Origin of the sequence: Lactiplantibacillus paraplantarum, assembly GCF_003641145.1 — a bacterium.
Taxonomy (GTDB): Bacteria; Bacillota; Bacilli; order Lactobacillales; family Lactobacillaceae; genus Lactiplantibacillus; species Lactiplantibacillus paraplantarum.
Genome location: NZ_CP032744.1, coordinates 870,224 through 891,670 on the forward strand (window position 1 = coordinate 870,224; position 21,447 = coordinate 891,670).

At 46.0% G+C, this 21,447-nt stretch carries 20 protein-coding genes; 14 read left to right on the plus strand and 6 right to left on the minus strand.

Annotated features, from left to right (window positions below):
- Positions 1 to 333: 333 nt before the first annotated feature.
- The 4 genes from LP667_RS04200 to LP667_RS04215 all read right to left on the minus strand — a co-directional run bounded on the left by LP667_RS04200 (position 334) and on the right by LP667_RS04215 (position 4,400).
- A complete protein-coding gene (locus LP667_RS04200; RefSeq protein WP_021732444.1) occupies positions 334 to 1,326 on the minus strand; it encodes a polyprenyl synthetase family protein in 993 nt (330 codons plus the stop codon).
- 5 nt (positions 1,327 to 1,331) lie between these two features.
- A complete protein-coding gene (locus LP667_RS04205; RefSeq protein ID WP_021732445.1) occupies positions 1,332 to 1,901 on the minus strand; it encodes a Gx transporter family protein in 570 nt (189 codons plus the stop codon).
- 3 nt (positions 1,902 to 1,904) lie between these two features.
- Positions 1,905 to 2,396: a NusG domain II-containing protein gene (locus LP667_RS04210; protein ID WP_021732446.1), complete on the minus strand. Its 492-nt coding sequence runs from the start codon at positions 2,394 to 2,396 to the stop codon at positions 1,905 to 1,907.
- A 93-nt stretch (positions 2,397 to 2,489) separates the two neighbouring features.
- Complete coding sequence (locus LP667_RS04215) at positions 2,490 to 4,400, minus strand: FAD-dependent oxidoreductase (RefSeq protein WP_021732447.1); 1,911 nt, start codon at positions 4,398 to 4,400, stop codon at positions 2,490 to 2,492.
- Positions 4,401 to 4,683: 283 nt separating this feature from the next.
- On the opposite strand from LP667_RS04215, the gene pplA reads away from it, so the two are divergent.
- The 10 genes from pplA to LP667_RS16975 all read left to right on the plus strand — a co-directional run bounded on the left by pplA (position 4,684) and on the right by LP667_RS16975 (position 13,033).
- Positions 4,684 to 5,610 (plus strand): extracellular electron transfer flavoprotein PplA, encoded by a 927-nt coding sequence (gene pplA / locus LP667_RS04220; RefSeq protein WP_021732448.1) that lies wholly within the window; start codon positions 4,684 to 4,686, stop codon positions 5,608 to 5,610.
- 199 nt (positions 5,611 to 5,809) lie between these two features.
- A complete protein-coding gene (locus tag LP667_RS04225; RefSeq protein ID WP_021732449.1) occupies positions 5,810 to 6,922 on the plus strand; it encodes an FAD:protein FMN transferase in 1,113 nt (370 codons plus the stop codon).
- Between the two features lie 85 nt (positions 6,923 to 7,007).
- A complete protein-coding gene (locus LP667_RS04230) occupies positions 7,008 to 7,850 on the plus strand; it encodes an energy-coupling factor ABC transporter ATP-binding protein (protein WP_033609633.1) in 843 nt (280 codons plus the stop codon).
- Positions 7,826 to 8,713: an energy-coupling factor ABC transporter ATP-binding protein gene (locus LP667_RS04235; protein ID WP_021732451.1), complete on the plus strand. Its 888-nt coding sequence runs from the start codon at positions 7,826 to 7,828 to the stop codon at positions 8,711 to 8,713. Before LP667_RS04230 ends, LP667_RS04235 begins: the two co-directional genes overlap by 25 nt.
- Entirely contained in the window at positions 8,703 to 9,503 is an 801-nt protein-coding gene (locus LP667_RS04240; RefSeq protein ID WP_056988471.1) for an energy-coupling factor transporter transmembrane component T family protein, read from the plus strand. Before LP667_RS04235 ends, LP667_RS04240 begins: the two co-directional genes overlap by 11 nt.
- 61 nt (positions 9,504 to 9,564) lie before the next feature.
- Positions 9,565 to 10,353 (plus strand): tRNA pseudouridine(38-40) synthase TruA, encoded by a 789-nt coding sequence (gene truA, locus LP667_RS04245; protein ID WP_021732453.1) that lies wholly within the window; start codon positions 9,565 to 9,567, stop codon positions 10,351 to 10,353.
- Positions 10,354 to 10,461: 108 nt separating this feature from the next.
- Entirely contained in the window at positions 10,462 to 10,905 is a 444-nt protein-coding gene (rplM, locus tag LP667_RS04250; protein WP_021732454.1) for a 50S ribosomal protein L13, read from the plus strand.
- 13 nt (positions 10,906 to 10,918) lie between these two features.
- Positions 10,919 to 11,311, plus strand: a complete 393-nt coding sequence (gene rpsI, locus LP667_RS04255) for a 30S ribosomal protein S9 (RefSeq protein ID WP_021732455.1) — start codon at positions 10,919 to 10,921, stop codon at positions 11,309 to 11,311.
- 313 nt (positions 11,312 to 11,624) lie between these two features.
- Positions 11,625 to 12,152: a helix-turn-helix domain-containing protein gene (locus LP667_RS16970; RefSeq protein ID WP_054519414.1), complete on the plus strand. Its 528-nt coding sequence runs from the start codon at positions 11,625 to 11,627 to the stop codon at positions 12,150 to 12,152.
- Positions 12,143 to 13,033: an IS3 family transposase gene (locus tag LP667_RS16975; protein WP_056988819.1), complete on the plus strand. Its 891-nt coding sequence runs from the start codon at positions 12,143 to 12,145 to the stop codon at positions 13,031 to 13,033. Before LP667_RS16970 ends, LP667_RS16975 begins: the two co-directional genes overlap by 10 nt.
- A gap of 46 nt (positions 13,034 to 13,079) precedes the next feature.
- Here the strand turns inward: LP667_RS16975 and LP667_RS04265 are convergent, their stop codons facing one another.
- Positions 13,080 to 13,949: a DegV family protein gene (locus LP667_RS04265; protein WP_021732456.1), complete on the minus strand. Its 870-nt coding sequence runs from the start codon at positions 13,947 to 13,949 to the stop codon at positions 13,080 to 13,082.
- Between the two features lie 186 nt (positions 13,950 to 14,135).
- Positions 14,136 to 15,227, minus strand: a complete 1,092-nt coding sequence (locus LP667_RS04270; protein WP_021732457.1) for a hypothetical protein — start codon at positions 15,225 to 15,227, stop codon at positions 14,136 to 14,138.
- 270 nt (positions 15,228 to 15,497) lie between these two features.
- Here LP667_RS04270 and LP667_RS04275 point away from each other — a divergent pair, with 270 nt between their 5' ends.
- The 4 genes from LP667_RS04275 (at position 15,498) to aroF (ending at position 21,447) form a co-directional block, all read left to right on the plus strand.
- Positions 15,498 to 16,586 carry an Ldh family oxidoreductase gene (locus tag LP667_RS04275; protein WP_021732458.1) on the plus strand — a complete coding sequence of 363 codons (1,089 nt, stop codon included), beginning with the start codon at positions 15,498 to 15,500 and terminating at the stop codon, positions 16,584 to 16,586.
- An 894-nt stretch (positions 16,587 to 17,480) separates the two neighbouring features.
- Positions 17,481 to 19,493, plus strand: a complete 2,013-nt coding sequence (tkt, locus tag LP667_RS04280; protein ID WP_056988545.1) for a transketolase — start codon at positions 17,481 to 17,483, stop codon at positions 19,491 to 19,493.
- Positions 19,494 to 19,512: 19 nt separating this feature from the next.
- Entirely contained in the window at positions 19,513 to 20,406 is an 894-nt protein-coding gene (aroE, locus tag LP667_RS04285; protein WP_021732462.1) for a shikimate dehydrogenase, read from the plus strand.
- Positions 20,407 to 20,451: 45 nt separating this feature from the next.
- Entirely contained in the window at positions 20,452 to 21,447 is a 996-nt protein-coding gene (aroF, locus tag LP667_RS04290) for a 3-deoxy-7-phosphoheptulonate synthase (protein WP_056988544.1), read from the plus strand.

Consider the following 21,447-nt stretch of genomic DNA (forward strand, 5'->3'; position numbering starts at 1 on the left):
GGTTCCTGTTCAGCTATCGCGGTTTGATGACCATTGCACCACAGTAATGGTATGTTCAAGTAACGATGCGTCACAAAAAATCCGGGGCATGCGGTTAGCAAGCATGCCCCGGATTTTTGGCGATGTGCCGCAAGTGCGACTTAAATAGCAGACCATTGAATGACAACTAAGCGCTGCTGATGAGGTGGGTATTCAAACCAAGTGAGAGCTGGGTGTGACTGTCAATGGCGGCAACTTCACCTGATAAAGAGCTGATATTTATTAACGAGTCCAAATGAAAAACGAGCGGTGATGCAATTTGGCATCACTGCTCGTTTTTAGGTTCGTTTCAGATCAATTATGCCGATCTAGTAACCGGTTGGTCAAGCTAATCAAGTCAGCCTTGGCAGGTTGATCAGGTAGCTTATTCAAAACTGATAGGGCATCTGCGGTGTACTTAGCAGCCAGCTGTTGGGCTTGTGTGACCCCACCGGCATCAATGACTAGACGCTGGACTTGCCGGCGTTGAGCGGGTGATATGGCACCCTGGAGCCGCATCAGCGGTAATAACTCGTGCTTAGCTTCTGTCTGTAAGGCGAAGATCAATGGCGATGTGTAGACCCCTTCCGCGACATCTTCTAAGATAGGCTTGCCCGTCTCCTGACTAGCTTCCTGATAGTCTAAAATATCGTCAAGAATTTGAAAGGCCATCCCAATGGCGATCCCGGCTTTACGAGCACGTTGGGCAAAGCGGGGACTTTGACCAGATTCGTACGCACCTAAAAAACAGCTCAGGGCAAATAGTTCGGCAGTTTTACCTTGAATCTGTTCAAGGTATTCGGCCATGGTGATGTTGATGCGATAGTGACGATCCTTTTGCTGCACTTCGCCGACCAGAATTTTTTCCATGTTTTCAGAGTTCAGTTGAATGCTCTTAAAACTACTTGAATAATGGGCCAGAATCTTGAATACAACCACGAATAAATAATCACCAGCATAAACGGCAGTGTCCTTACCGAAACGTTCCTGAATCGTGACGTGGTGGCGCCGTAAAGCGGCATCGTCAATAATATCGTCATGGATCAGGGTCGCAGTGTGTAGCGTTTCTAGTGACGCTGCTAAAGCAACCATTCGTTTGCGGTCAGTCGTGGTAAATTGTGAGAAGAGGAGGCAGTACGCTGGCCGTAAGAGCTTACCACCACCATGAATCATTTCCAAAATGGCATCATTGATGGCGGCGTCTTGAATATTAATATTAGTCGCCATCAATTGCATGACTTGTTGTAACTCCGGCTGTAGCGCCGGGTAATCATGCCAGATTGGATGTAATTGCGTTGCCGATTGCATAAAAGTTACTCCTTTTTTTGACCTGGGTGGTGTTCCCGATTGAATTTAAGGTAGCGTAAGATCGTGACGTGGGTAAATAGATAGTTAGCTGCAATCCCCAGCGCACTCCCCGCCGCTAGACCAATGATTGACAGCACGGGAAGGTACAGCATGACCGTCCAAGTCTGTGCAATGAGACTTGCGACTAATAATTGCCCAACGTTGTGCATGACACCCCCGGTAGCCGAGATGCCAATAATGCTAACGCGTTTGGGTCCCAACTGTTTGACTAGCAGCATGGCAAACAGGCTGAGAAAGGCGCCCCCAAAACTGTATAGAAAGGTGGATAGGGTTCCGCCGAGGAGCGCTGTCAAAATCAGGCGTAGCCAGGTCAAGGTAATGACGTCATTTAAGGACAGGGTGTAAATTGCCACGATGGTAATCAGATTGGCTAGTCCGAGTTTGGCACCCGGTGCAAAGGCAAATGGAAACGGGATCATCCGTTCCAGAATTCCGATAATGACACCTTGAGCAACGAGGAGGGCGATATAAATATTACGATGTGTTTTATTAGATCGTTCAAATGAATTATTCATAGTCTACTCCGTAACTAAACCGTTACCGCCAGATTTGACCTGACCGTTGCTAGCTTTGATTTCAACTAAGAGTTTGTGTGGCAAACAAACAATGGTCTGTCCGGGTTTGTGGATCCAGCCACGCCGGACGCAGACTTGATCGGAACAGTTAGCCTTAGTAATCGCCACTCGCTTAGGTTTAAAAGTGATCGTGTTATAGTGCCCGTGATTATCGCGATAGGTGAAATGCTTAGTCGTTTTTAAGGTACTGATATTCACTCGTTTTAAAACTTTCCCATTGTGTGAGACGACGGCGTTATAGGTGGTGCGACTGGTGGTGGCTTTTCGCTTGGCCACGAGTGCCGCGTGCTCTGCTTGTTGCTTTTGTTGGTATGAAAAAATCGCTAGCGGGGTGAACGATAAAATAATTAGCGCAACAATAATAATAATATCAAACGGCTTGATCATATCCCCATAACGTTTGAATGTCCGGATCATTGTCCGTAATTTACGCATCGCTAACCCTCCAATTCAGTGGCATAAAAAATGGTTCAAGGGAAAAAGCCACCCTCGAACCATCGGGAAACTATTTAATTAATTATAACGCATCTAGCGGGTTTTAACAGCATCGTAATGTGAACGAACGTTGCCATACCACCAGTGTCCGAGGTGTTTCTGCATCCACGGAACGACCCAGTAATCTAATCCAAATGTCCGGCCAGAGCCGTTCATCAAGGCTAAAGCAACGAAGACCATCCAAATGTTGACCCAGTAGAACATTCCTGATAAGCAGAAGACGACAACTAAACCAATAGTGACGGCATTTGCAAACCAAGTAAAGAGTCCGAAGAAGATACAAAGGGCGATAATGATTTCGACACAAGTCATAAACTTCTGGAAGAAGAGTGCCATTTGCATGTTCGGAACAAAGAACTTCGTGATTGATTCGAACCAATGCGGCATTTTGTCAAAGACCATCAGTGGTTCTTTACCGTACATGTATGAAAGACTGAAAACGCCCTTAGCTGCCTTAGCAGTTGACGTTGCGGCTTCAGAGGCCCCGCTAGTAGCAGCTGCCTTGGTTGCTTGGGAAGCGCCACTAGTAGCTGCTACGGTAATCCAATCGAATGGTAAGCGTAACTTATCAGTAAACCACGATTCGGAACCCTGAACTTTAGTCCAACAATCCCATAACCACATAGCACCGTAGAAGAACCGCAGTGGAACACTCCAGAGCACGTTACCGGCCCGAGAGACCCAGCCGCGGAAGACGTTCCGGTTGTTGCGGGTCCGGAAGAATTCGTGCATGAAGTACTGGAATAAATAGTAGCCTGAGAAAATCTGAACGTAGTATAGCCAGTTGATAGCGTGTTTTAAGAGCACTGCAATAAAACCAGAAACGTTCCACTTGTCTAAGACTTGTGCTACGGCATACTTAGAACCAATCGAATCAACGGATGCTTGGTAAGCACCTTTGAATGGCTTGATCGTGACGTCTGTCTGATCAACGTTCTTAATGATGCCTTCAACCGCTTTAGCAGCTGTTTCTTCAGCGCCTTGAACGATTTGTGGAACTGGCCGTGGTTGGTCGGGTTCTTGGTAACTAGTTGAATCACCGGCTAAGAAGATGTTGTCGCTGTCCTTAGCTTGCATGAATTCGTTAGCTAACAAACGCCCACCGCGAGGGTTCGTTTCGATACCGAACTTTTTAACGATACTGTTAGCCCGTACTCCGGCTGTCCAAATTAACGTGTAGGTTGGAATTGGATCCTTACCCTTTAAGTTAACATGGTCTTCAAAGACTTCAGTAATCATGGAGTTAGTCATGATATTAACACCATGTTTTTCCATGTATTTAGCAGCTTTACCAGCTTGCGTCCGGTTGAGCATGTTAATGATGGTTGGTGCGGCTTCTACTAATTGTAACGTGATTTCGCTAGGATCGAGTTTGTTATCCCGCGCCAAGACGTCACGATATTCAATTAATTCACCAATCAATTCAGAGCCGGTAAAACCAGAACCGCAGACGGTGAAAGTTAACATCGCCTTGCGTTTGGCAGGGTCGAGCTCAGCCGCCCCGCGCCGAATAATTGCAGATAAATGAGCTCGTAAGGCCATGGCTTGTTCGAAGGACCACAATTCAAAACCGTGTTCCTTAACACCTGGTGTGCCGAAATCGTTAGATTCACCACCCAAGCTAATGAGGAGTTGATCATATTGATAACTCCCGTGTTCAGTTGTAACTGTTTGTGACTTTTTGTCGATGCCTGTTACGGTATCCGTAACGAGGCGAACGTTTTTCCGTCGTGCGAACAACCGTTGCAAATCATATTGAATATGCTCAGGTTCAACCCGTTCCGTGGCAACTTCATGTAATTCAGTCATATACGTGAAGTATGAATGCCGGTCGATCAACGTAATCTCAACGTCCGCATTTTTCTTAAAATGCTTAGACAGTTTTTTGGTTGCGTAGACGCCAGCAAACCCCGCACCGACAACGACAATATTTTTCTTTGCCATTGCGTAACAACTCCCTTGAATAAATAGTGTAAAAAGATAATTCCACTAACAATTATAACGATAATGTAAGCGGTTGTCTATGAATTATTGTGAAGAATGCATAAACTATCACATTATATGGGCCACGAAAATAGTGGGAGCATGGTTTGAACGTGAAGCGTTGCCAATAGTGCCATTATTAGGGTGAAATATTATTTTTTTAATGAATTAGGATTGACTATTGTGACGTTAAACGTTAAGATTAATGTGAATTTTCATACAAAAAGGTTAGGAGTGGGATATCATGAAATTCAAATCAGTTATTACAGGTGCTTCAGTTGTGGCTATTTCAGCTTTAGCTTTGGCAGGTTGTGGCAGTAGTTCTTCAAGTTCTAGTTCAAGCTCTTCAAAGAAGAGTTCATCTTCAAGCTCATCAGCTAAGACAACTAAGGTTGCTAAATTAACTGCTGGTAGCAAAATGAAAGCGGGTACTTATAACCTCGAAGAAGAAAATTATTCACATGGTTACCGGACTAAGATGAGCATTACCGTTAATAACAACGGTAAAATCACTAAGTCTAATTATGATCAAGTGAACAAGAACGGTAAGTCTAAGACCGATGATACTTCATATAACAAACAAATGAAGAAGATTGCCGGAACGAATCCTAAGACTTACATGCCTAAGTTGAACAAGACTTTGACGGGTTCTGCCGCGACTGGTAACGTTGGTTCAATTGACGTTGTGACTGGTGCCACTGAATCATCAAAGACATTCCAAAACTATACCCAGCAATTAGTTCAAGCTGCTCAAGCGGGTAACAAGTCTACGATCAAGATTGACAACGGTGCCAAGATGAAAGACGGTACTTACAAGTTGAACGAAAAGAATTACTCACATGGGTACAAAGTCACCTTCGCAATTACGGTTAAGGATAACAAGATTACGAAGTCTGAATACAACCAAGTTAACAAGAATGGCAAGTCCAAGGTTGACGATGCCGCTTACAACAAGCAAATGAAGAAAGTTGCTAAGACCAACCCTAAGACTTATCAACCAGCTTTGAACAAGTCATTGGTTAAGAGCAGTGACCCAACTAAGGTTGACGTTGTGACTGGTGCCACTGAATCTTCTAACACCTTCATCATGTATGCGGAACAATTGCAAAATGCTGCACAAAAGGGCGACACGAATACGATTACCGTTGACAACATGATTTTCTCTGAATAAGCAATTTAATTATTAAATTTTTCTGAGGCCTGAGGCGCATGCTGAGGGCCTTTTGTTTTTTATTGAAGCTGAATCAGTAGGTATGAAAATTAAGCTTCTTTCGGTAGTGTAAAGTGGTGGTTGGCCAATCGGGATCACCGAATGATGCCAAACTTTGGTATAATGACGATTGAAATTATAAATAGGGGAAGTATTAGGAATGAAGCTAAAAAAATGGATTCAAATTGGGCTAATTATGGCAATGATTGTGCCATTGACGGCGTGTAGCACTAGTACGAGCAACAAAGATGCGGCTAGTAGTCGCCCTAAGCCAACTAAGGTTGTAAAGACACCAATTGAGGATACGCAGTTCATGATGGGAACCGTGGTAACGCTGCGGATTTATAATAAGGGCAAAGATAAGGTGCTAGCCGGGGCGTTCAAGTTATTAAAATCGGAAGCTAAAAAGATCACGGTCAACCAAAAAGGCTCTGAAATCGATAAAATCAATGCGGCAGCTGGGAAAAATCCGGTCAAGGTTAGTAAAGATATCTATCCGATGATCAAAGCGGCCTACTACTATAGTAAGAATTCAGACGAATCTTTTGATTTAGCAATTGGACCGATTACATCACTGTGGCACATTGGTTTTTCGGATGCCAAAGTGCCAACTCAGCAAGAAATTGATCAAAATGTTAAATTGGTTGATTATAAGAAAGTTAAGTTAAATGATAAAAAGCGAACCGTCTATCTTGAAGAAAAGGGCATGCAATTGGATCTTGGTGGGATTGCCAAAGGATACATGACCGATCAAGTGAAGACTTATTTATTGGATCATGGGGTTTCAACGGCCATTATTGATCTTGGCGGCAATATTTACGTTTTGGGTGACAGTCCTAAGGGCACCAAGTCTGGCAATTGGACAGTCGGCATCCAAGATCCGAAAGCTTCTCGGGGGACTGCGATTGGTTCACTACCAGCCAAGAATAAGTCAATCGTGACTTCTGGGATTTATGAACGGTATTTGAAAAAGAATGGTAAAGTTTATAGCCATCTAATGGATCCCCAAACGGGTGCGCCGTATCAGAACAATTTGATGGGTGTCTCGATTATCTCGAAGAAGTCAGTGGATGGTGACGCGTTATCGACCGCGACCTTTGATAAGGGGTTGAAAGCCGGTATGAAGTATATTAATAGTAAGGCCAGTCAAGGAATCGGTGCGATCTTTATCACAAAGGACAAAAAGGTCTACGTTTCCGATAATTTGAAGAAGCAGTTTACGTTGTTTGGTGATGAGGGTTATAAATACGGGCCCATCAGTGATTTAAAGTAAGCTATGAGTGAAAGTTAGCTTAATACAAGTGGTACCAGATATGGTATGATAATAACCATGAATTTTAAGGAAATGAGGGACAATGGTGAGTCCGATTATTAACGTTGAACATTTAGATTATCGTTACCCGCAGCAGGCGGCAGACCAGTTAACGTTACATGACATTTCTTTTACAGTCATGCCGGGTGAATGGGTCGCCATTGTCGGCCATAACGGTTCTGGTAAGTCGACTTTGGCTAAGAATTTAAATGGCTTATTAGCGCCAGCCGCCGGAAAGATTACGGTTGACGGGCAGGTACTGTCTGAAACGACGGTCTGGGATATCCGTAAAAAGATTGGCATGGTCTTTCAAAATCCCGATAACCAATTTGTGGGCGCCACGGTGGAAGATGATGTTGCCTTTAGTCTTGAAAACCAAGGCATCCCGCGGCCTGAGATGCTAACGCGTGTGCGAGCAGCCTTAGCGCAAGTCAATATGCAAGACTTTGCGACCCGGGAACCGGCCCGCTTGTCGGGGGGACAAAAACAACGTGTGGCTTTGGCTGGCATGATTGCCGCGCGGCCACAGATTTTGATTCTGGACGAAGCCACGTCGATGCTGGACCCGCGTGGTCGCCAAGAAGTATTGACGACGATTCGGGAGATGAAGGCTAACTCAGCGCTGACCGTACTGTCGATTACCCATGATATTGATGAGGCTGCCAGTGCTAACCGGGTACTAGTCATTAATGACGGTGAAGTTAAGGAAGAAGGCACTCCGGCAGAAATTTTCCAGCATGGTGAGTCTTTAATTAAGATGGGATTAGACATGCCGTATGCAGAACGCTTGAAAGCAGCACTCAAGCGGCTAGGTGTTCAAGTGCCAACGCAGTATTTAACGGAGAAAGGAATGGCGGACTGGTTATGGCAATTACGTTCAAACAAGTAGATTTTACTTACCAACCGGGTACGCCGTTCGCAACAAAGGCGTTAACTGATATTAACGTCACGATTCCCACCGGTTCGTATACGGCCTTGATCGGTCATACTGGGAGTGGTAAATCAACGCTTCTACAGCATTTAAATGCCTTATTAAAGCCAACCAGTGGGACGGTAACGATTGGTGAACGGGTGATTACCCCGACGACGAGTAATAAGGACCTAAAACGATTACGACAACACGTTGGGATTGTCTTTCAATTTCCAGAAAGTCAGTTGTTCGAAGAAACCGTGGCGAAAGATATTGCGTTTGGTCCCCAGAACTTTGGGGTTAGCGAAGCGGATGCTCTGAAAACGGCGGCTGAAATGCTGTCCTTAGTTGGACTAGATGAATCGCTATTGACCCGTTCCCCATTTGACCTCTCAGGTGGTCAGATGCGACGTGTCGCAATTGCGGGCGTCCTTGCAATGCAGCCCCAGGTGCTCGTCTTAGATGAACCCACCGCCGGACTGGATCCGCAAGGCCGCTTAGACATGATGGAGATGTTCGCCCGATTACGTCGTGAACGCGACTTAACGGTCGTGCTGGTCACCCATCAGATGGATGATGTGGCCAATTACGCGGATAATGTTATCGTGATGGATCAGGGGCGGATCGTCAAAACAGGGTCGCCCCGGGAGATTTTTAAAGATCCAGCATGGTTAACGGCGCATCAACTCGGATTACCGAAAACCACTGCGTTTGCGCATACGTTGCAAAAACAGGGCTGGCAGTTTGCGGAATGGCCGTTAACAGAAGATGAATTGGCCCAAGCGATTGTTCAGCAATTACCACCGAATACCCTTGGGGAGGTGGCTACCCATGATGAATAAGCTGATTTTTGGACGCTATATTCCCGGCGAATCAGTGGTCCACCACATGGATCCCCGCGCCAAATTATTATTGAGTTTTTACTTTATTGGAATTATTTTTATTGCCAATAATTGGCCGACCTATGTGTTGTTATTTGCATTCACGTTAGCGGCAATTTACTTGTCCGGTGTCAAATGGTCGTTTTTTATTAACGGGGTTAAACCGTTAATTTGGCTAATCTTATTCACCGTCATCTTGCAAGTACTGTTCAGCGCTAGTGGTGGCCACGTGTACTTTCAGTGGGGGATTATTACCATCAGTCAACTGGGACTGATTAATGGGGTCTACATCTTCTGCCGGTTCGTGCTGATTATTTTCATGTCAACCTTGTTGACCTTAACAACGCCACCATTGGAGTTATCAGACGCCATTGAATATTTGTTGATGCCATTGCGAGCGGTGCATTTTCCGGTCTATGAGGTGGCCTTAATGCTGTCGATTGCATTACGATTTGTGCCAACGCTGATGGACGAGACGGAAAAAATTATGAATGCACAACGGGCCCGCGGTGTCGACTTTGGCGAGGGCAATATCTTTCAACAGATGCGCGCCGTGGTGCCGTTACTGATACCACTATTTGTCAGTTCGTTTAATCGAGCTGAAGACTTAGCGACCGCCATGGAAGCTCGTGGCTATCAGGGTGGTGAAGGCCGCAGTAAATTTCGAATTCTCAAGTGGCACGCGCGTGATACTTGGGCAACCGGCTGTTTTGCAGTATTGACGATTGCGCTGATCTTCTTGCGCGGATAATTAGGACGAATTAACGTGGGCATCACTGCTGGTGACCCACGTTTTTAACTGGAGGGATAGTGTGACCACACGGTATAAAGTAGTTTTAGCGTATGATGGGACCAACTTTGCGGGCTTTCAACGTCAACCACATCAGCGAACGGTAGAACAGGTCGTCACCAAGGCGGTGAACAAGATGGCAAAGGACCCGACCGAACCCATTGTCATCTATGGGGCCGGACGGACGGATGCTGGCGTACACGCCTTTGGTCAGACGTTACATTTTGATTTGCCTTATGAGATCAATCCAGAAGGGGTCCGGCGCGGCTTAAATAGCATGTTGCCCATGGACACGATCATCAAGGCGGTCACGATCGTGCCGAATGATTTTCATGCGCGTTATGATACCGTCGGCAAACGGTACTGGTATCGAGCTTATCAGGGTGAGTTTGTTGACCCGTTTAAACGGCACTATACTGGCCATTTTAAGTTTAATGCGGATATTGACCGCATTCAGCAGGCAATCGGTGATCTGGAAGGACGGCACGATTTTTCGACCTTTGTGGCATCCGGTTCGCAGGCCCACGACCACGTTCGTGAGATCTATTCTGCTAAGGCGTGGGCGTTACCTGATGAACATGAAATTCAGTTTGAATTTTGCGGCAGCGGTTTTTTATATAATCAAGTTCGCATCATGGTAGCGGTCTTGATGGAAATTGGACAAGGGCGGCGTTCGGTGGACTGTATTCCGGCATTGCTCGCTACCAAGGACCGCGAACAAGCCCGTGGAACGGCCCCGGCTGCTGGACTTTATATGAAAAAAGTGTATTATGAACAAAATGAATTACAAGCTGATTTGATAAAGTATTGACTTCTGAGGCAAAGTTGGGTAGACTAGTCGTTGGTATTGTTTGCCCCACGATAAGCCCCGGAAATCTTATTGAGTGTCAAACAAACACAGAAAATGGAGGAACACAACGTGCGTACAACATATATGGCTAAACCAGGTGAAATTGATCGTAAATGGTATGTAGTTGATGCAACCGATGTACCTTTGGGTCGTCTTTCAACTGTCGTAGCATCAATCTTGCGTGGTAAGAACAAACCTACCTTTACCCCTAACGTGGATACTGGTGATAACGTGATCGTTATCAATGCAAGTAAGATTGCTTTAACTGGGAAGAAAGCAGAACGGAAGATTTATTATCACCATACTGCTTATGCTGGTGGTTTAAAGGAACGGACTGCCGGTGACTTCTTAGCAAAGGAACCAACTAAATTGATTGAAACTTCAGTTAAGGGTATGCTTCCTCACAACTCTTTAGGTCACAAAATGGGCTTGAAGTTGCATGTTTATGCTGGTGCAGAACATACGCAACAAGCACAAAAGCCTGAAGTTTTGGACATCACTAACTTAATCTAAGGAGGAAACTACATTGGCTCAAGTACAATATCGCGGCACAGGCCGTCGTAAAGATTCAGTAGCCCGCGTACGCTTAGTACCAGGTACTGGTAAAATTGTTATGAATGACAAATCTGTTGAAGATTACATTCCATTTGCAGATATTCGCAAGGAATTGTTACAACCATTCGAAGTAACTGAAACAACTGAACAATATGATGTTTTAGTTAACGTTAATGGTGGTGGCTTCCATGGTCAAGCCGGCGCAACTCGTCATGGGATCGCTCGGGCATTGCTCGAAGTTGACCCAGATTTCCGTACTCCTTTGAAGCGCGCGGGTCTCTTAACTCGTGATGCTCGTATGAAGGAACGTAAGAAGCCAGGTTTGAAGAAAGCCCGGAAAGCTTCACAATTCTCAAAACGTTAATATTATCCAAAAACGTTGTTTTATCAACATTTTCTGGCTATATGAGAAAGCACCTGTCTACGGACGGGTGCTTTTTTTGTCATTTGAGTGAGAAAAAACCACATACCACGTTGGAACGCTCTGGCTTAAAGTTTGGCGAAAGTCTTGGTTCGATCCTGCGATTGGTGTTCGGCGATATTAGCAAATAGGCGCTAGCATAATAACACAGTTGGACAAAGTAACGCTTTGTTAGCAAAAAAACAGACTGAGATTTGCTCATCTCTAAAGTGAACCCCTAAGGTTGGACACCAAATCTAACCTTGGGGGTTTTACTATGTCAAAATTTAATTTAGAACTTCGAATAAAGGTCGTTACTGAATACTTATCTGGTAAAGGTTCACCGTCTCTAGCTAAGAAGTATCGCATTAGCAATCATGCAATCATTCTGGGTTGGGTTCATCGATTTGAGCGGCGAGGTATTGAAGGTCTAAAAGACCGGTCAATGTCCCAAGAATATTCTAGTCAGTTCAAAGTCGATGTATTAAACTGGAGGAAACGAAATCAAGCTTCGCTTCCAGTGACTGCCTTACACTTTGACTTGTCGTCGCCAAGTACGATTTGGCAGTGGGAAAAACACTTCCAGGAATCTGGAATAGCGGGACTTGAGTGCAAACGAGGGAATCCTAAGACCATGGCCAAACACAAGCAGAACAACCCCAAACCTGAAAAACCACAGACTCCAGCCGCAGAATTGAAGCAGCTAAAACAAGAGAATCAAATGTTAAAAATAGAAAATGAATTCTTAAAAAAACTCGATGCCTTAGCACGAAAGAAGTCAAAACACACGAACTCATCGAACTAGTAGACGAGTTAAGGCAGAATTTTCAAGTTTCCATCAAACTAGTTCTTAAGGCTGTTCGTATTCCTCGCAGCACGTATTATTATGCTAAGGAGCATCGTGGTCGTAACTTAGATGATTCACAAATTATTCAGGCAATTGATGAGATTCGTCAACAAGATCCAAAATATACTCGGAAATACGGGTACCGACGAATAACCGGTGCTTTACATGACGCTTATGGCTTTAAAATCAATCATAAGCGGGTCTTACGGATTATGCGGGAACAAGACTGGCTATGTGGCGCCTTTAATCGGCAGAAACGAAAGTATAATTCTTACAAGGGAACTGTTGGCGTCATCGCCCCAAATCGACTTAAGCGACGATTCAAAACAGATCGGCCTTACCAGAAGTTAGTCACCGACGTCAGTGAATTTCGATATGGGAACCAAAGCCAAAATGAACGGGTTTATTTAGAACCAGTCCTCGACCTCTTCAATGGAGAGGTTCTGGCTTTCAATATCAGTGACCACCCGACCGTTGAATTCGCTTTAAAGCCTTTGAAAGAAGCCCTAAATCAAATACCGGTGTTAGATTATCGGACGACTGTCCATACTGACCAAGGGTTTCAGTATCAGCATCGCCACTGGCAAAACACGCTTAAAGAGCACCATGTATTTCAGAGTATGTCGCGTAAAGCCACTTGTCTCGACAACGCCGCCATGGAGTCGTTTTTTCACATTATGAAAGTCGAGGTTATGGATGAACATTTTGAGACCAAAACAGCGCTTATCGAAGCTATGAACGAATGGATAGACTTCTACAATCATCGGCGCATCAAAACAAAACTGGACGGCAAGTCCCCGATAAAATACCGGGAACTTACCGTCCAGAAAGCAGCTTAATAAAGTTGTCCAATTTTAAGGGTTCACTTTACTCAATCTGTTTTTATTATTGCCGCTTAGTTTTCCCAAATGAGAAGACAGCCACGCATCCCAGACCAGTGTGGCTAGTAATGGTGGGACCGATGTGTTCTAGTAACACGTCAGCCGTCGGTAGCTGGGCCAGTATTTTATCACGCACAGTTTTGGCGGCTTCGGGCGCATCACTAGTTGCGATAATGATGCGCGGATTGTCCTGATTACGCAGGTCGGCTAGGGTATTATTAACGAGCGTCATGAGTGATCGGCGTCGTGAACGGACCTTTTGAACGGGACGCAAGTGGCCGCTGGGGTCAACATCCATGACTGGTTTGATCTGTAACAGCGAACCGACCGTGGCAGATGTCCGTGAAACGCGGCCACCGTGATAAAGGTAGTTCAAATCGTTGACAGTAAACCATTGGTGATAATACAAGCGATTGGCCGTCAACCAATCAGCTAGTTGTTCGATCGGCATACCAGCATCTCGTTTGTCAATCGCGTCTAAGAGCATTAGACCTTCACCACAACAGGCGGCTAATGAATCGACGAGGTAAATCTCAGCTTCTGGATTGGTTTGCATGAGCATCTGTTTGGCCTGTTGGGCGTTGTTAAATGTGCCACTCAACCCGGATGAAAATCCGAGATATAAGATCGGCGTATGTGCTTGGACGTACGGCTTGAAAAATTCGATAAACTGGCCGATATTGATTTGAGCGGTCGAAGGCATTACGCCATTGTCGATCTGATGATAAAAGTTTTTTAAATCAAAATGATGGCCTAAATCGTCAGCGTACTCCTGATCATCAATCGTGACGTTCATTGAGACGAAGTCGACGTGCTTGTCTTTGAGTCGTTGATAAGGTAAATCAACGGTTGAATCTGTTAATAGCTGATACATAACTTTCTCCCTTAAATGTACTTACTTGTTACATTGTACGCTTATTGTGTGGGGGGAGACAATTAATAACCTAGGTGTTTTCAATCAGTTAAGTATAGTGGACTGCTGGTGGTTGATTAGGAATACCAGAGTAAAGGTTATTTGGTAATTTTAAAACAGTGAAATTAGATCGGCGCAGGTAACGGATCAGTTGATCAAACGGGGCAGTTCAATTGAAATCAAACGGTCGATTGGATGAGCTTGTTGGTGTCGATAAGGGGCTGCCCCGGGTTCGTAGAGTAGTTGAGCACGCTTTTGGTGAATGCTAATTTGTTCAAGTTGTGGCGGGAGACGATAAGCGGCGACAGCATTGCGGCGTCGGTAACGCTGCGTGCGCTGATCGACTTTAAATAAAAACAAGTGTGATGCTTTAGTGCCATGCGACTGTGATAATAACAAATAGTGGTGGTAAAAGGCTAGTCCTTGAATGTTAGGCGGTAAGCTGCCATGCCAATCGCTCATAGCTTGGGGTAAGGTGGATTGGTTACCGGCTGTCTGGCTAGTCAGCTTACCGGCTGCTGTGAGTGGATAACGGACGAGTTGTGTGCGTTGGCCAGACTTGAACTGGCCAACATAGAGGGCGTGATGATGATAGGTTAGTAACGAAGCGTTGGTCAAGTCAGGTAATAACCAGCGTTGCTGGTAGTGAACAGCCGCTGAAGTGGTAGGATCAAACTGACGTAGGGCGGTTAGACTAATACTTACGAGGGCGCCATGGCCGTGTCGGTGACTGCACAACCAAATGCGGTGGTGTGTGGCATCGTAGGCAATGCCACCGACGTGTGGTTTACCACGTAGTATTACGGTAGTGCGTAATTGATGGCGATAACGATCTTGAACATACAGGACTGATTGGGTTTGACCCGTGGCATCATAAGCCGTAGTTAGTTGATAACGGCCAGCGGTGACACTTCCTTGGGGAATCATATTGGTGGAAGTTGTTAACTGGTGGCTAGTGAGATTACGCGTCAGTGTCGTTTGTAATCCCGGCTGTACCAAGGTTGCTCGCAACATGCCAATGGTATCCAAGTGGGCTAGTTTGATGAGGTCTGGATACTGACGTACAGTTTGGTAGAATTCGGTGGGTGAGAAAAGTGCGTGCGTGGTCGTCCTATGGGTGAACGTTAGACCAGTCGGTAACATTGGGCGTACGCGACTGGCATTGGCGTTCAGCGGATAGTGCAGTGATAGTATTAGGCCCATGAATAAATCTAATGTGAGCTGGTTAATGTGACGCATCGCGGCCCCTCCTCCCAACTTAATTGCGTTTAATATAGCATGCGGCGCGCCTGGCCGGGCAGATAGTGAAAGGTTAGTTAAGTGAAAGAAGTCGGTTCTACGATGGAAGTTCAACAGTGGTAGTATGAGCGAAAATCACACTGATAATTAATATTAATTTAATGATAGCTTGAATTTTCTAATTTTTAATCGGATAATTAGCGTTGTTGAAACGTTTCAAGCTTAAATAATAATGATATAAGCATTACAGTAACGGAGGCAATTATTAAGATGCGAATTAGTGCAGCAGCGGAGCGAGAATTTTTAGAAGCAGTGTTTAAGGCCCAACAATTTAGCCCAACGGATGGGGCGCTATTGGCTGATACGTTGGTCGATGCGGATCTGCGGGGAATCTCATCACATGGGATCCAAAGGCTGGCTTGGTATACGCGGATGATTCAAGATCATACGTTGGAACCGACCAATCAGCCGCGGATCTTAAATGAGACGCCTACGAGCCTGTTAATCGATGCTAACCAGAGCATGGGGCAGATTGCGTCGGCGTTCACCATGAATAAATTGATTGAAAAAACGCAACAACTTGGGGTTGCGTTGGCGGTCATTCGCAATTCGAATCACTTTGGTACGGCCGGGTACTATTCCCGGATGGCTTGCAAGGCGGGATTGATTGGTATTTCAACGACTAATACGCGGCCATTAGTGGTGCCCACGAATGCGACTGAAGCTTTTTTGGGTTCGAATGCTTTGGCCTTTACGTTCCCCGCTGATCCGCATCCGTTTGTTTTTGATGGGGCGACAGCGGTCGTGTCGAGTGGGAAAATTCAAGTGCTCGCCAAAAAAGGTGCGCAGATTCCGGGAGAATGGGCAGTGAATGATCAGCGCCACGTCTTACATGATGCTCAGACCGTTGAGGATAATTTGGCTAAAATTGCTTTTTCTGAAGATCGTCCTGGTGGTGGTGTGCTGACATTGGGTGGTCCAGATGAGGTCAATTCGAATTACAAAGGATTTGGCAACTCGTTGATTATTGAATTACTAACGGGAATTTTAGCGCAAGGGTCATTATCGGCCGATACGAATACTGGTAAGCACGACTTTAGTCAGTTCTTCATGACGATCAATCCCGCCTTATTTGGTGATCCCGAGGTGTTAAAGGCCAACGTAACGGCGATGTTTGACCGCATTCGCCAATTAAAACACTTGCCGGGGACAAAGATTATGATTCCTGGTGATCGTGAATACCGGCATTATGACGAAAATCTCGTTCAGGGTGTCAGCATTGACCCGCAGACGTTAACGGAAATGCAACAAGTTGGTGCTGAATTTGGGGTGCCGGTACCGAGTGCCTTGAAGGCGTAATTGGAAATCAACTAGGTAAGTGTGATTTGTCCGAATTTTGTGATGTGAATAGTAAGGTTATGGTAGTGTGGTTGGAATTGAACGTTGATTCTAGCGACACTATTTTTGTTGACCAAGGTTGGTTATCTTTGATACTGGTAAGAATAAGATTAGTAGAGCTGGTGGTGTTGCACCGACATGACGATAAACTGTTGGAGCAATCGTTCCGGCAAGTAATTTGATTAAAATGAATGGTTGCAACTAGCGGTCTGTTGGTTGGAATGCCCCGTTTGATACTGACTTGCGCGTTTAAACTGGCCGTTTTGACGTTGACTAGTGAGCGGGTCCTAACAGTTAGCGTGTAAACATAAGTTAACGCTGGCCTAAATTAGTTTCAAAAGAATTATTGACGATAATTTCAAGGGTGGTCCCGTGATCATTATCTTCAAAAACATTGATCTATCAGCGTTATTGATTAGTCAGCACGTCAATTAAATTGATAGCCATAGACATCATTTTCAATGACTGATAGAAAAAGATTGAAAAAACCATTTGACAATTCTATTGATTAGCCGTATATTTTAAATCATCAAATACACATTAGAAATTAAGGAGATTTTAATCATGACGATTAATACCAATTTACAATTGAATTCGTATTATTATTACTGGTTTACTTAGTGCCTTGGCATCCATTGCGAGGCACGCCCTCGCAACGGATGTGACCAGTAAATTTTGGAATGATTAAAATTTATGGAAAAGTCATATCAGTGTTGTGAACAACCACTGTGTGACTTTTCGGCTTCCTAGTTACGGTGTCTTTTTTGGGGCATCCAGTGAAGCATCTAAAGGGCTCACAGTTGGCGAAACTGTGAGTCTTTTTTTGTTGGTATGAAATGAGAGGGAGCGAGATTAATGCGAGCATTTGATGAAATTGATGAATTAGCAGTGAATAACTTACGAGTACTGAGTGCGGAAATGATTGAACGGGCTAGTTCCGGTCATCCGGGTTTACCGCTCGGCGCGGCCCCAATGATGTGGGCGTTATGGAGCCGACAATTACGGATCGATCCACAGCAGCCGCAATGGGCCAATCGAGATCGGTTTATCTTATCAGCCGGACACGGCTCGGCGCTATTATACAGCTTGTTACATGTGAGTGGCTTTAACGTGACGATGGCTGATCTACAGCACTTCCGTCAGTTTGGCAGTCATACGCCGGGCCATCCAGAATTGGGAATCGTGGACGGTGTGGAAGCCACGACCGGTCCATTAGGACAAGGCTTAGGGATGGCGGTCGGCATGGCCCTGGCTGAACGGCAACTAGCAGCCCAGTTCTCAAAGACATCGCAATTAGTTGATCACTACACTTACGCGTTAGTCGGTGATGGCGATTTAATGGAAGGTGTTTCACATGAAGCGGCTAGCTTTGCCGGTAATCAGCAGTTGCAGAAGTTAATCGTGTTGTACGACGATAACCAGGTTTCACTCGATGGTCCCACGAGCCGTTCATTCCGGACGAATGTCTGTCAACGCTTTGATAGTTACGGTTGGGATACGCAGACAGTTACCGATGGGAATGATATGACTGCTATCAATATGGCCATTGAACGGGCCCAGCATAGCAAGCGCCCCAGCCTGATTGCCGTTAAAACTACCATTGGATTTGGTGCTCCTCAAGCTGGTACTAATGCGGTTCATGGCAATCCGTTGGGGCCAGCGGGACTAACTAGTTTACGGCAACACTTAGGCTGGCGTGCTGCGCCATTCACAGTCATGCCGGCAGTTGCCCAACGAGCGCAACAGTTGATATTGCAACGTGGCCAGCGCGCACATCAACAGTGGCAAACACAGCAAGCCACATTGCCCCAGGCAGTTCGGCAGCAGTTTGAACAGCAACTCACCATGGGGTTACCCGTTGACTTAGCAGCCAGCTTGCCGACTTTTGATGAAGGTGCCCAAGCTTCGCGGATCACAAGCCATACCGTCATTCAACGCTTAGCCACCCAGTTACCAGGACTAGTTGGTGGTGCGGCGGACCTAGCTAGCTCGAATAAGACGACTATCGAGCATGATCATTTATCAACACCAATGACCCCCGATCAGCGCAACATTGCCTTTGGTGTCCGCGAGTTCGGGATGGGTACCATTTTGAATGGTCTCGCTTTACACGGCGGTTTACGTGTTTTTGGTGGTACCTTCCTTGTCTTTTCTGATTACACGCGGGCGGCAATTCGGTTAGCGGCAATGATGAAGCTACCAGTTACTTACGTTTTCACTCACGATTCGATTGCGGTCGGTGAAGATGGGCCGACCCATCAGCCGATTGAGCAGTTAATGAGTTTGCGCTTGATACCGAATGTGACCGTGATGCGACCCGCTGACCCGAATGAAACGGTCGCGGCTTGGTGGCAAGCTATTAACGCGACGGATCATCCAACGGTCCTTGTTTTGACACGTCAGAATTTGGCAGTATTGCCGGGATCCAAGTCTTTGGCCATGACCGGCGTCGCGCGGGGAGGCTATGTCCTTTCACCACAACAGGGCCGCCAACCAACGGGAATCCTAATTGCCAGTGGATCGGAAGTTACTTTAGCGATTCAGGCTCAAGCCAAGTTAGCCGCATTGGGCGAAGATGTTAGTTTCGTCTCGATGCCATCAATGGAAAACTTTGCGCGGCAGCCGTTGACCTATCAAACACAAGTGTTGCCACCGCATATTCGTCGGCGGGTGGCTGTTGAGATGGGGGCAACGTTAGGTTGGGAACGCTACGTTGGTTTAGATGGGACGGTATTAGGTCTTGATCATTTTGGGGCCAGCGGTGCAGCTGACCAGGTATTAGCTACCAACCAGTTCACGGTGGCCGACTTAGTGCGGACGTACCAACAGACGCACGTGGGCATCGGGCAACAATTGCGGGTCATTTAGAAAGGAAGTTAGTTAAATCATGATTGATGGACAAACGGCACTATTTGGATTTATTGCGCATCCTGCCAAACACAGTCGCTCACCACGGATGCACAATTTGAGCTTTGACTACTGGGGATTGAATGCCCGCTACTTAGCGTTTGACGTGGCACCGGATCAGTTAGCTGGCACGCTTGCTGGCATTCGTAGCATGGGAATTGCGGGAGTGAACCTTTCTATGCCGTTCAAGCAAACCGTGGTACCCCTGTTAGATGGACTGACAGCGCGGGCCCAACGGATTCAAGCCGTTAATACGATTAAGAATGAGGCGGGGAAGTTAATCGGGGACAGTACTGACGGGGCCGGTGTTTTTCAAGATCTCCAACACCAGGGAATGCGCTTGACTAATCAGCACATCATGGTTTTGGGGGCTGGTGGCGCTGGTAAGGCAATTATTGCGGCTGCGTTAGACTACAATGTGGCGAGTGTAACGGTCTTTAAACGGCATAATGAGCGGTATGCCGGTGTTCAGCAGTGGTTAGATCAGCTTAGGACTACTACAACAGTGCCACTTAAGCTATGTGCGTATGAAGATCAACAGCGGATGCAACAAATTGCATGTACCAGTGATTTGATCATTAATGCGACTAATATTGGGATGACTACGGCAGGAACGCCCTTACCATCAGCGATTATTCGCCAATTACGGTCACAACAGACTGTATATGATGTAATTTATCAACCATTAGAAACGACCTTCTTACGATTAGCACGGCAACAAGGGTGTGCGACACATAACGGCCTCGGTATGTTGATTTGGCAAGGGGCCTTAGCCTTTGAATTTTGGACCGGTAAGCCGATGCCAATTCAACAAGTTCGCCAAGACATGTTAGCCAGTATTCAAGCATTACCGCCGATTGCGGCCCAGGCATAGTGCTTAACTTATGAGAATTGATTTATATTTTAGGAGGAATTTATCATGATTATTGTTTTAAAACCAGCAACGGCCACTGCGATGCAAGCGAAGTTAATGAGTCGCTTTGGTGCGGACCACGAAATCTTTACACACGGTAACCGGATTGCAATTCAAGGGCTACGTCCCCAAGCAATTCCCGCGGATGTTCAGGCGGCTAGTGAAACGGTGCTTACAGACGTTCCTGCGGCGGTCCAAAGTAGCCGGTTGTTTCATCCGGAAGATACGATCATTACAACCCCGCATAGTGTGATTGGTGGTGATCAGTTCGTCATGATGGCCGGTCCGTGTTCAGTTGAGAGCGCAACACATGTTGACCAGATGGCGGCAGTGGCCAAGCAGGGCGGTGCGACAATTGTTCGTGGCGGGGCCTTCAAACCACGGACTTCGCCATACAGTTTCCAAGGCCTTGGTGAAACCGGGCTCCAATACTTGCGGGCGGCGGCTGATAAACACGATCTCGATATGATCACAGAAGTTATGGATGATGAACACGTTGCAAGGGTAGCGAAATACACTGATATTTTCCAAATTGGTGCCCGCAATATGCAAAACTTCTCGTTACTTAAAGCGGTTGGTCAAACGCAGATTCCAGTGGCGTTAAAACGCGGTATGTCGGCCACAATCGATGACGTTCTCAATGCCGCTGAATACATTGCAGCTGGTGGTAATCATCAGATCATGATTTTAGAACGGGGTATTCGGACCTTTGATAATAAATACACGCGCAATACCTTTGACTTAGGGGCGGTGCCAGTCTTGCAATCATTGACCCATTACCCAGTTATCGTTGATCCAAGTCACGCGGTCGGTACTTGGGAGCTCGTGACCCCGATGGCCATGGCGGGTGTGGCGGCTGGTGCCAGTGGGATGATCGTTGAAATCCATGACCAACCGACGCAAGCGTTATCCGATGGGCCGCAAGCGCTAAAACCCGCGACATACTTAAAAATGGCACAACAGGCCTTCCAGTTACATGACTTGATGCAGACTTGGGCGTAG

Bases quoted from the DNA above. Each gene is read 5' to 3' on its own strand.
- LP667_RS04200 (WP_021732444.1), bottom strand. From the start codon at position 1,326: ATGCAATCGGCAACGCAATTACATCCAATCTGGCATGATTACCCGGCG.
- LP667_RS04205 (WP_021732445.1), bottom strand. From the start codon at position 1,901: ATGAATAATTCATTTGAACGATCTAATAAAACACATCGTAATATTTAT.
- LP667_RS04210 (WP_021732446.1), bottom strand. From the start codon at position 2,396: ATGCGTAAATTACGGACAATGATCCGGACATTCAAACGTTATGGGGAT.
- LP667_RS04215 (WP_021732447.1), bottom strand. From the start codon at position 4,400: ATGGCAAAGAAAAATATTGTCGTTGTCGGTGCGGGGTTTGCTGGCGTC.
- pplA (WP_021732448.1), top strand. From the start codon at position 4,684: ATGAAATTCAAATCAGTTATTACAGGTGCTTCAGTTGTGGCTATTTCA.
- LP667_RS04225 (WP_021732449.1), top strand. From the start codon at position 5,810: ATGAAGCTAAAAAAATGGATTCAAATTGGGCTAATTATGGCAATGATT.
- LP667_RS04235 (WP_021732451.1), top strand. From the start codon at position 7,826: ATGGCAATTACGTTCAAACAAGTAGATTTTACTTACCAACCGGGTACG.
- LP667_RS04240 (WP_056988471.1), top strand. From the start codon at position 8,703: ATGATGAATAAGCTGATTTTTGGACGCTATATTCCCGGCGAATCAGTG.
- LP667_RS16970 (WP_054519414.1), top strand. From the start codon at position 11,625: ATGTCAAAATTTAATTTAGAACTTCGAATAAAGGTCGTTACTGAATAC.
- LP667_RS04265 (WP_021732456.1), bottom strand. From the start codon at position 13,949: ATGTATCAGCTATTAACAGATTCAACCGTTGATTTACCTTATCAACGA.
- LP667_RS04270 (WP_021732457.1), bottom strand. From the start codon at position 15,227: ATGCGTCACATTAACCAGCTCACATTAGATTTATTCATGGGCCTAATA.
- LP667_RS04275 (WP_021732458.1), top strand. From the start codon at position 15,498: ATGCGAATTAGTGCAGCAGCGGAGCGAGAATTTTTAGAAGCAGTGTTT.
- tkt (WP_056988545.1), top strand. From the start codon at position 17,481: ATGCGAGCATTTGATGAAATTGATGAATTAGCAGTGAATAACTTACGA.
- aroE (WP_021732462.1), top strand. From the start codon at position 19,513: ATGATTGATGGACAAACGGCACTATTTGGATTTATTGCGCATCCTGCC.
- aroF (WP_056988544.1), top strand. From the start codon at position 20,452: ATGATTATTGTTTTAAAACCAGCAACGGCCACTGCGATGCAAGCGAAG.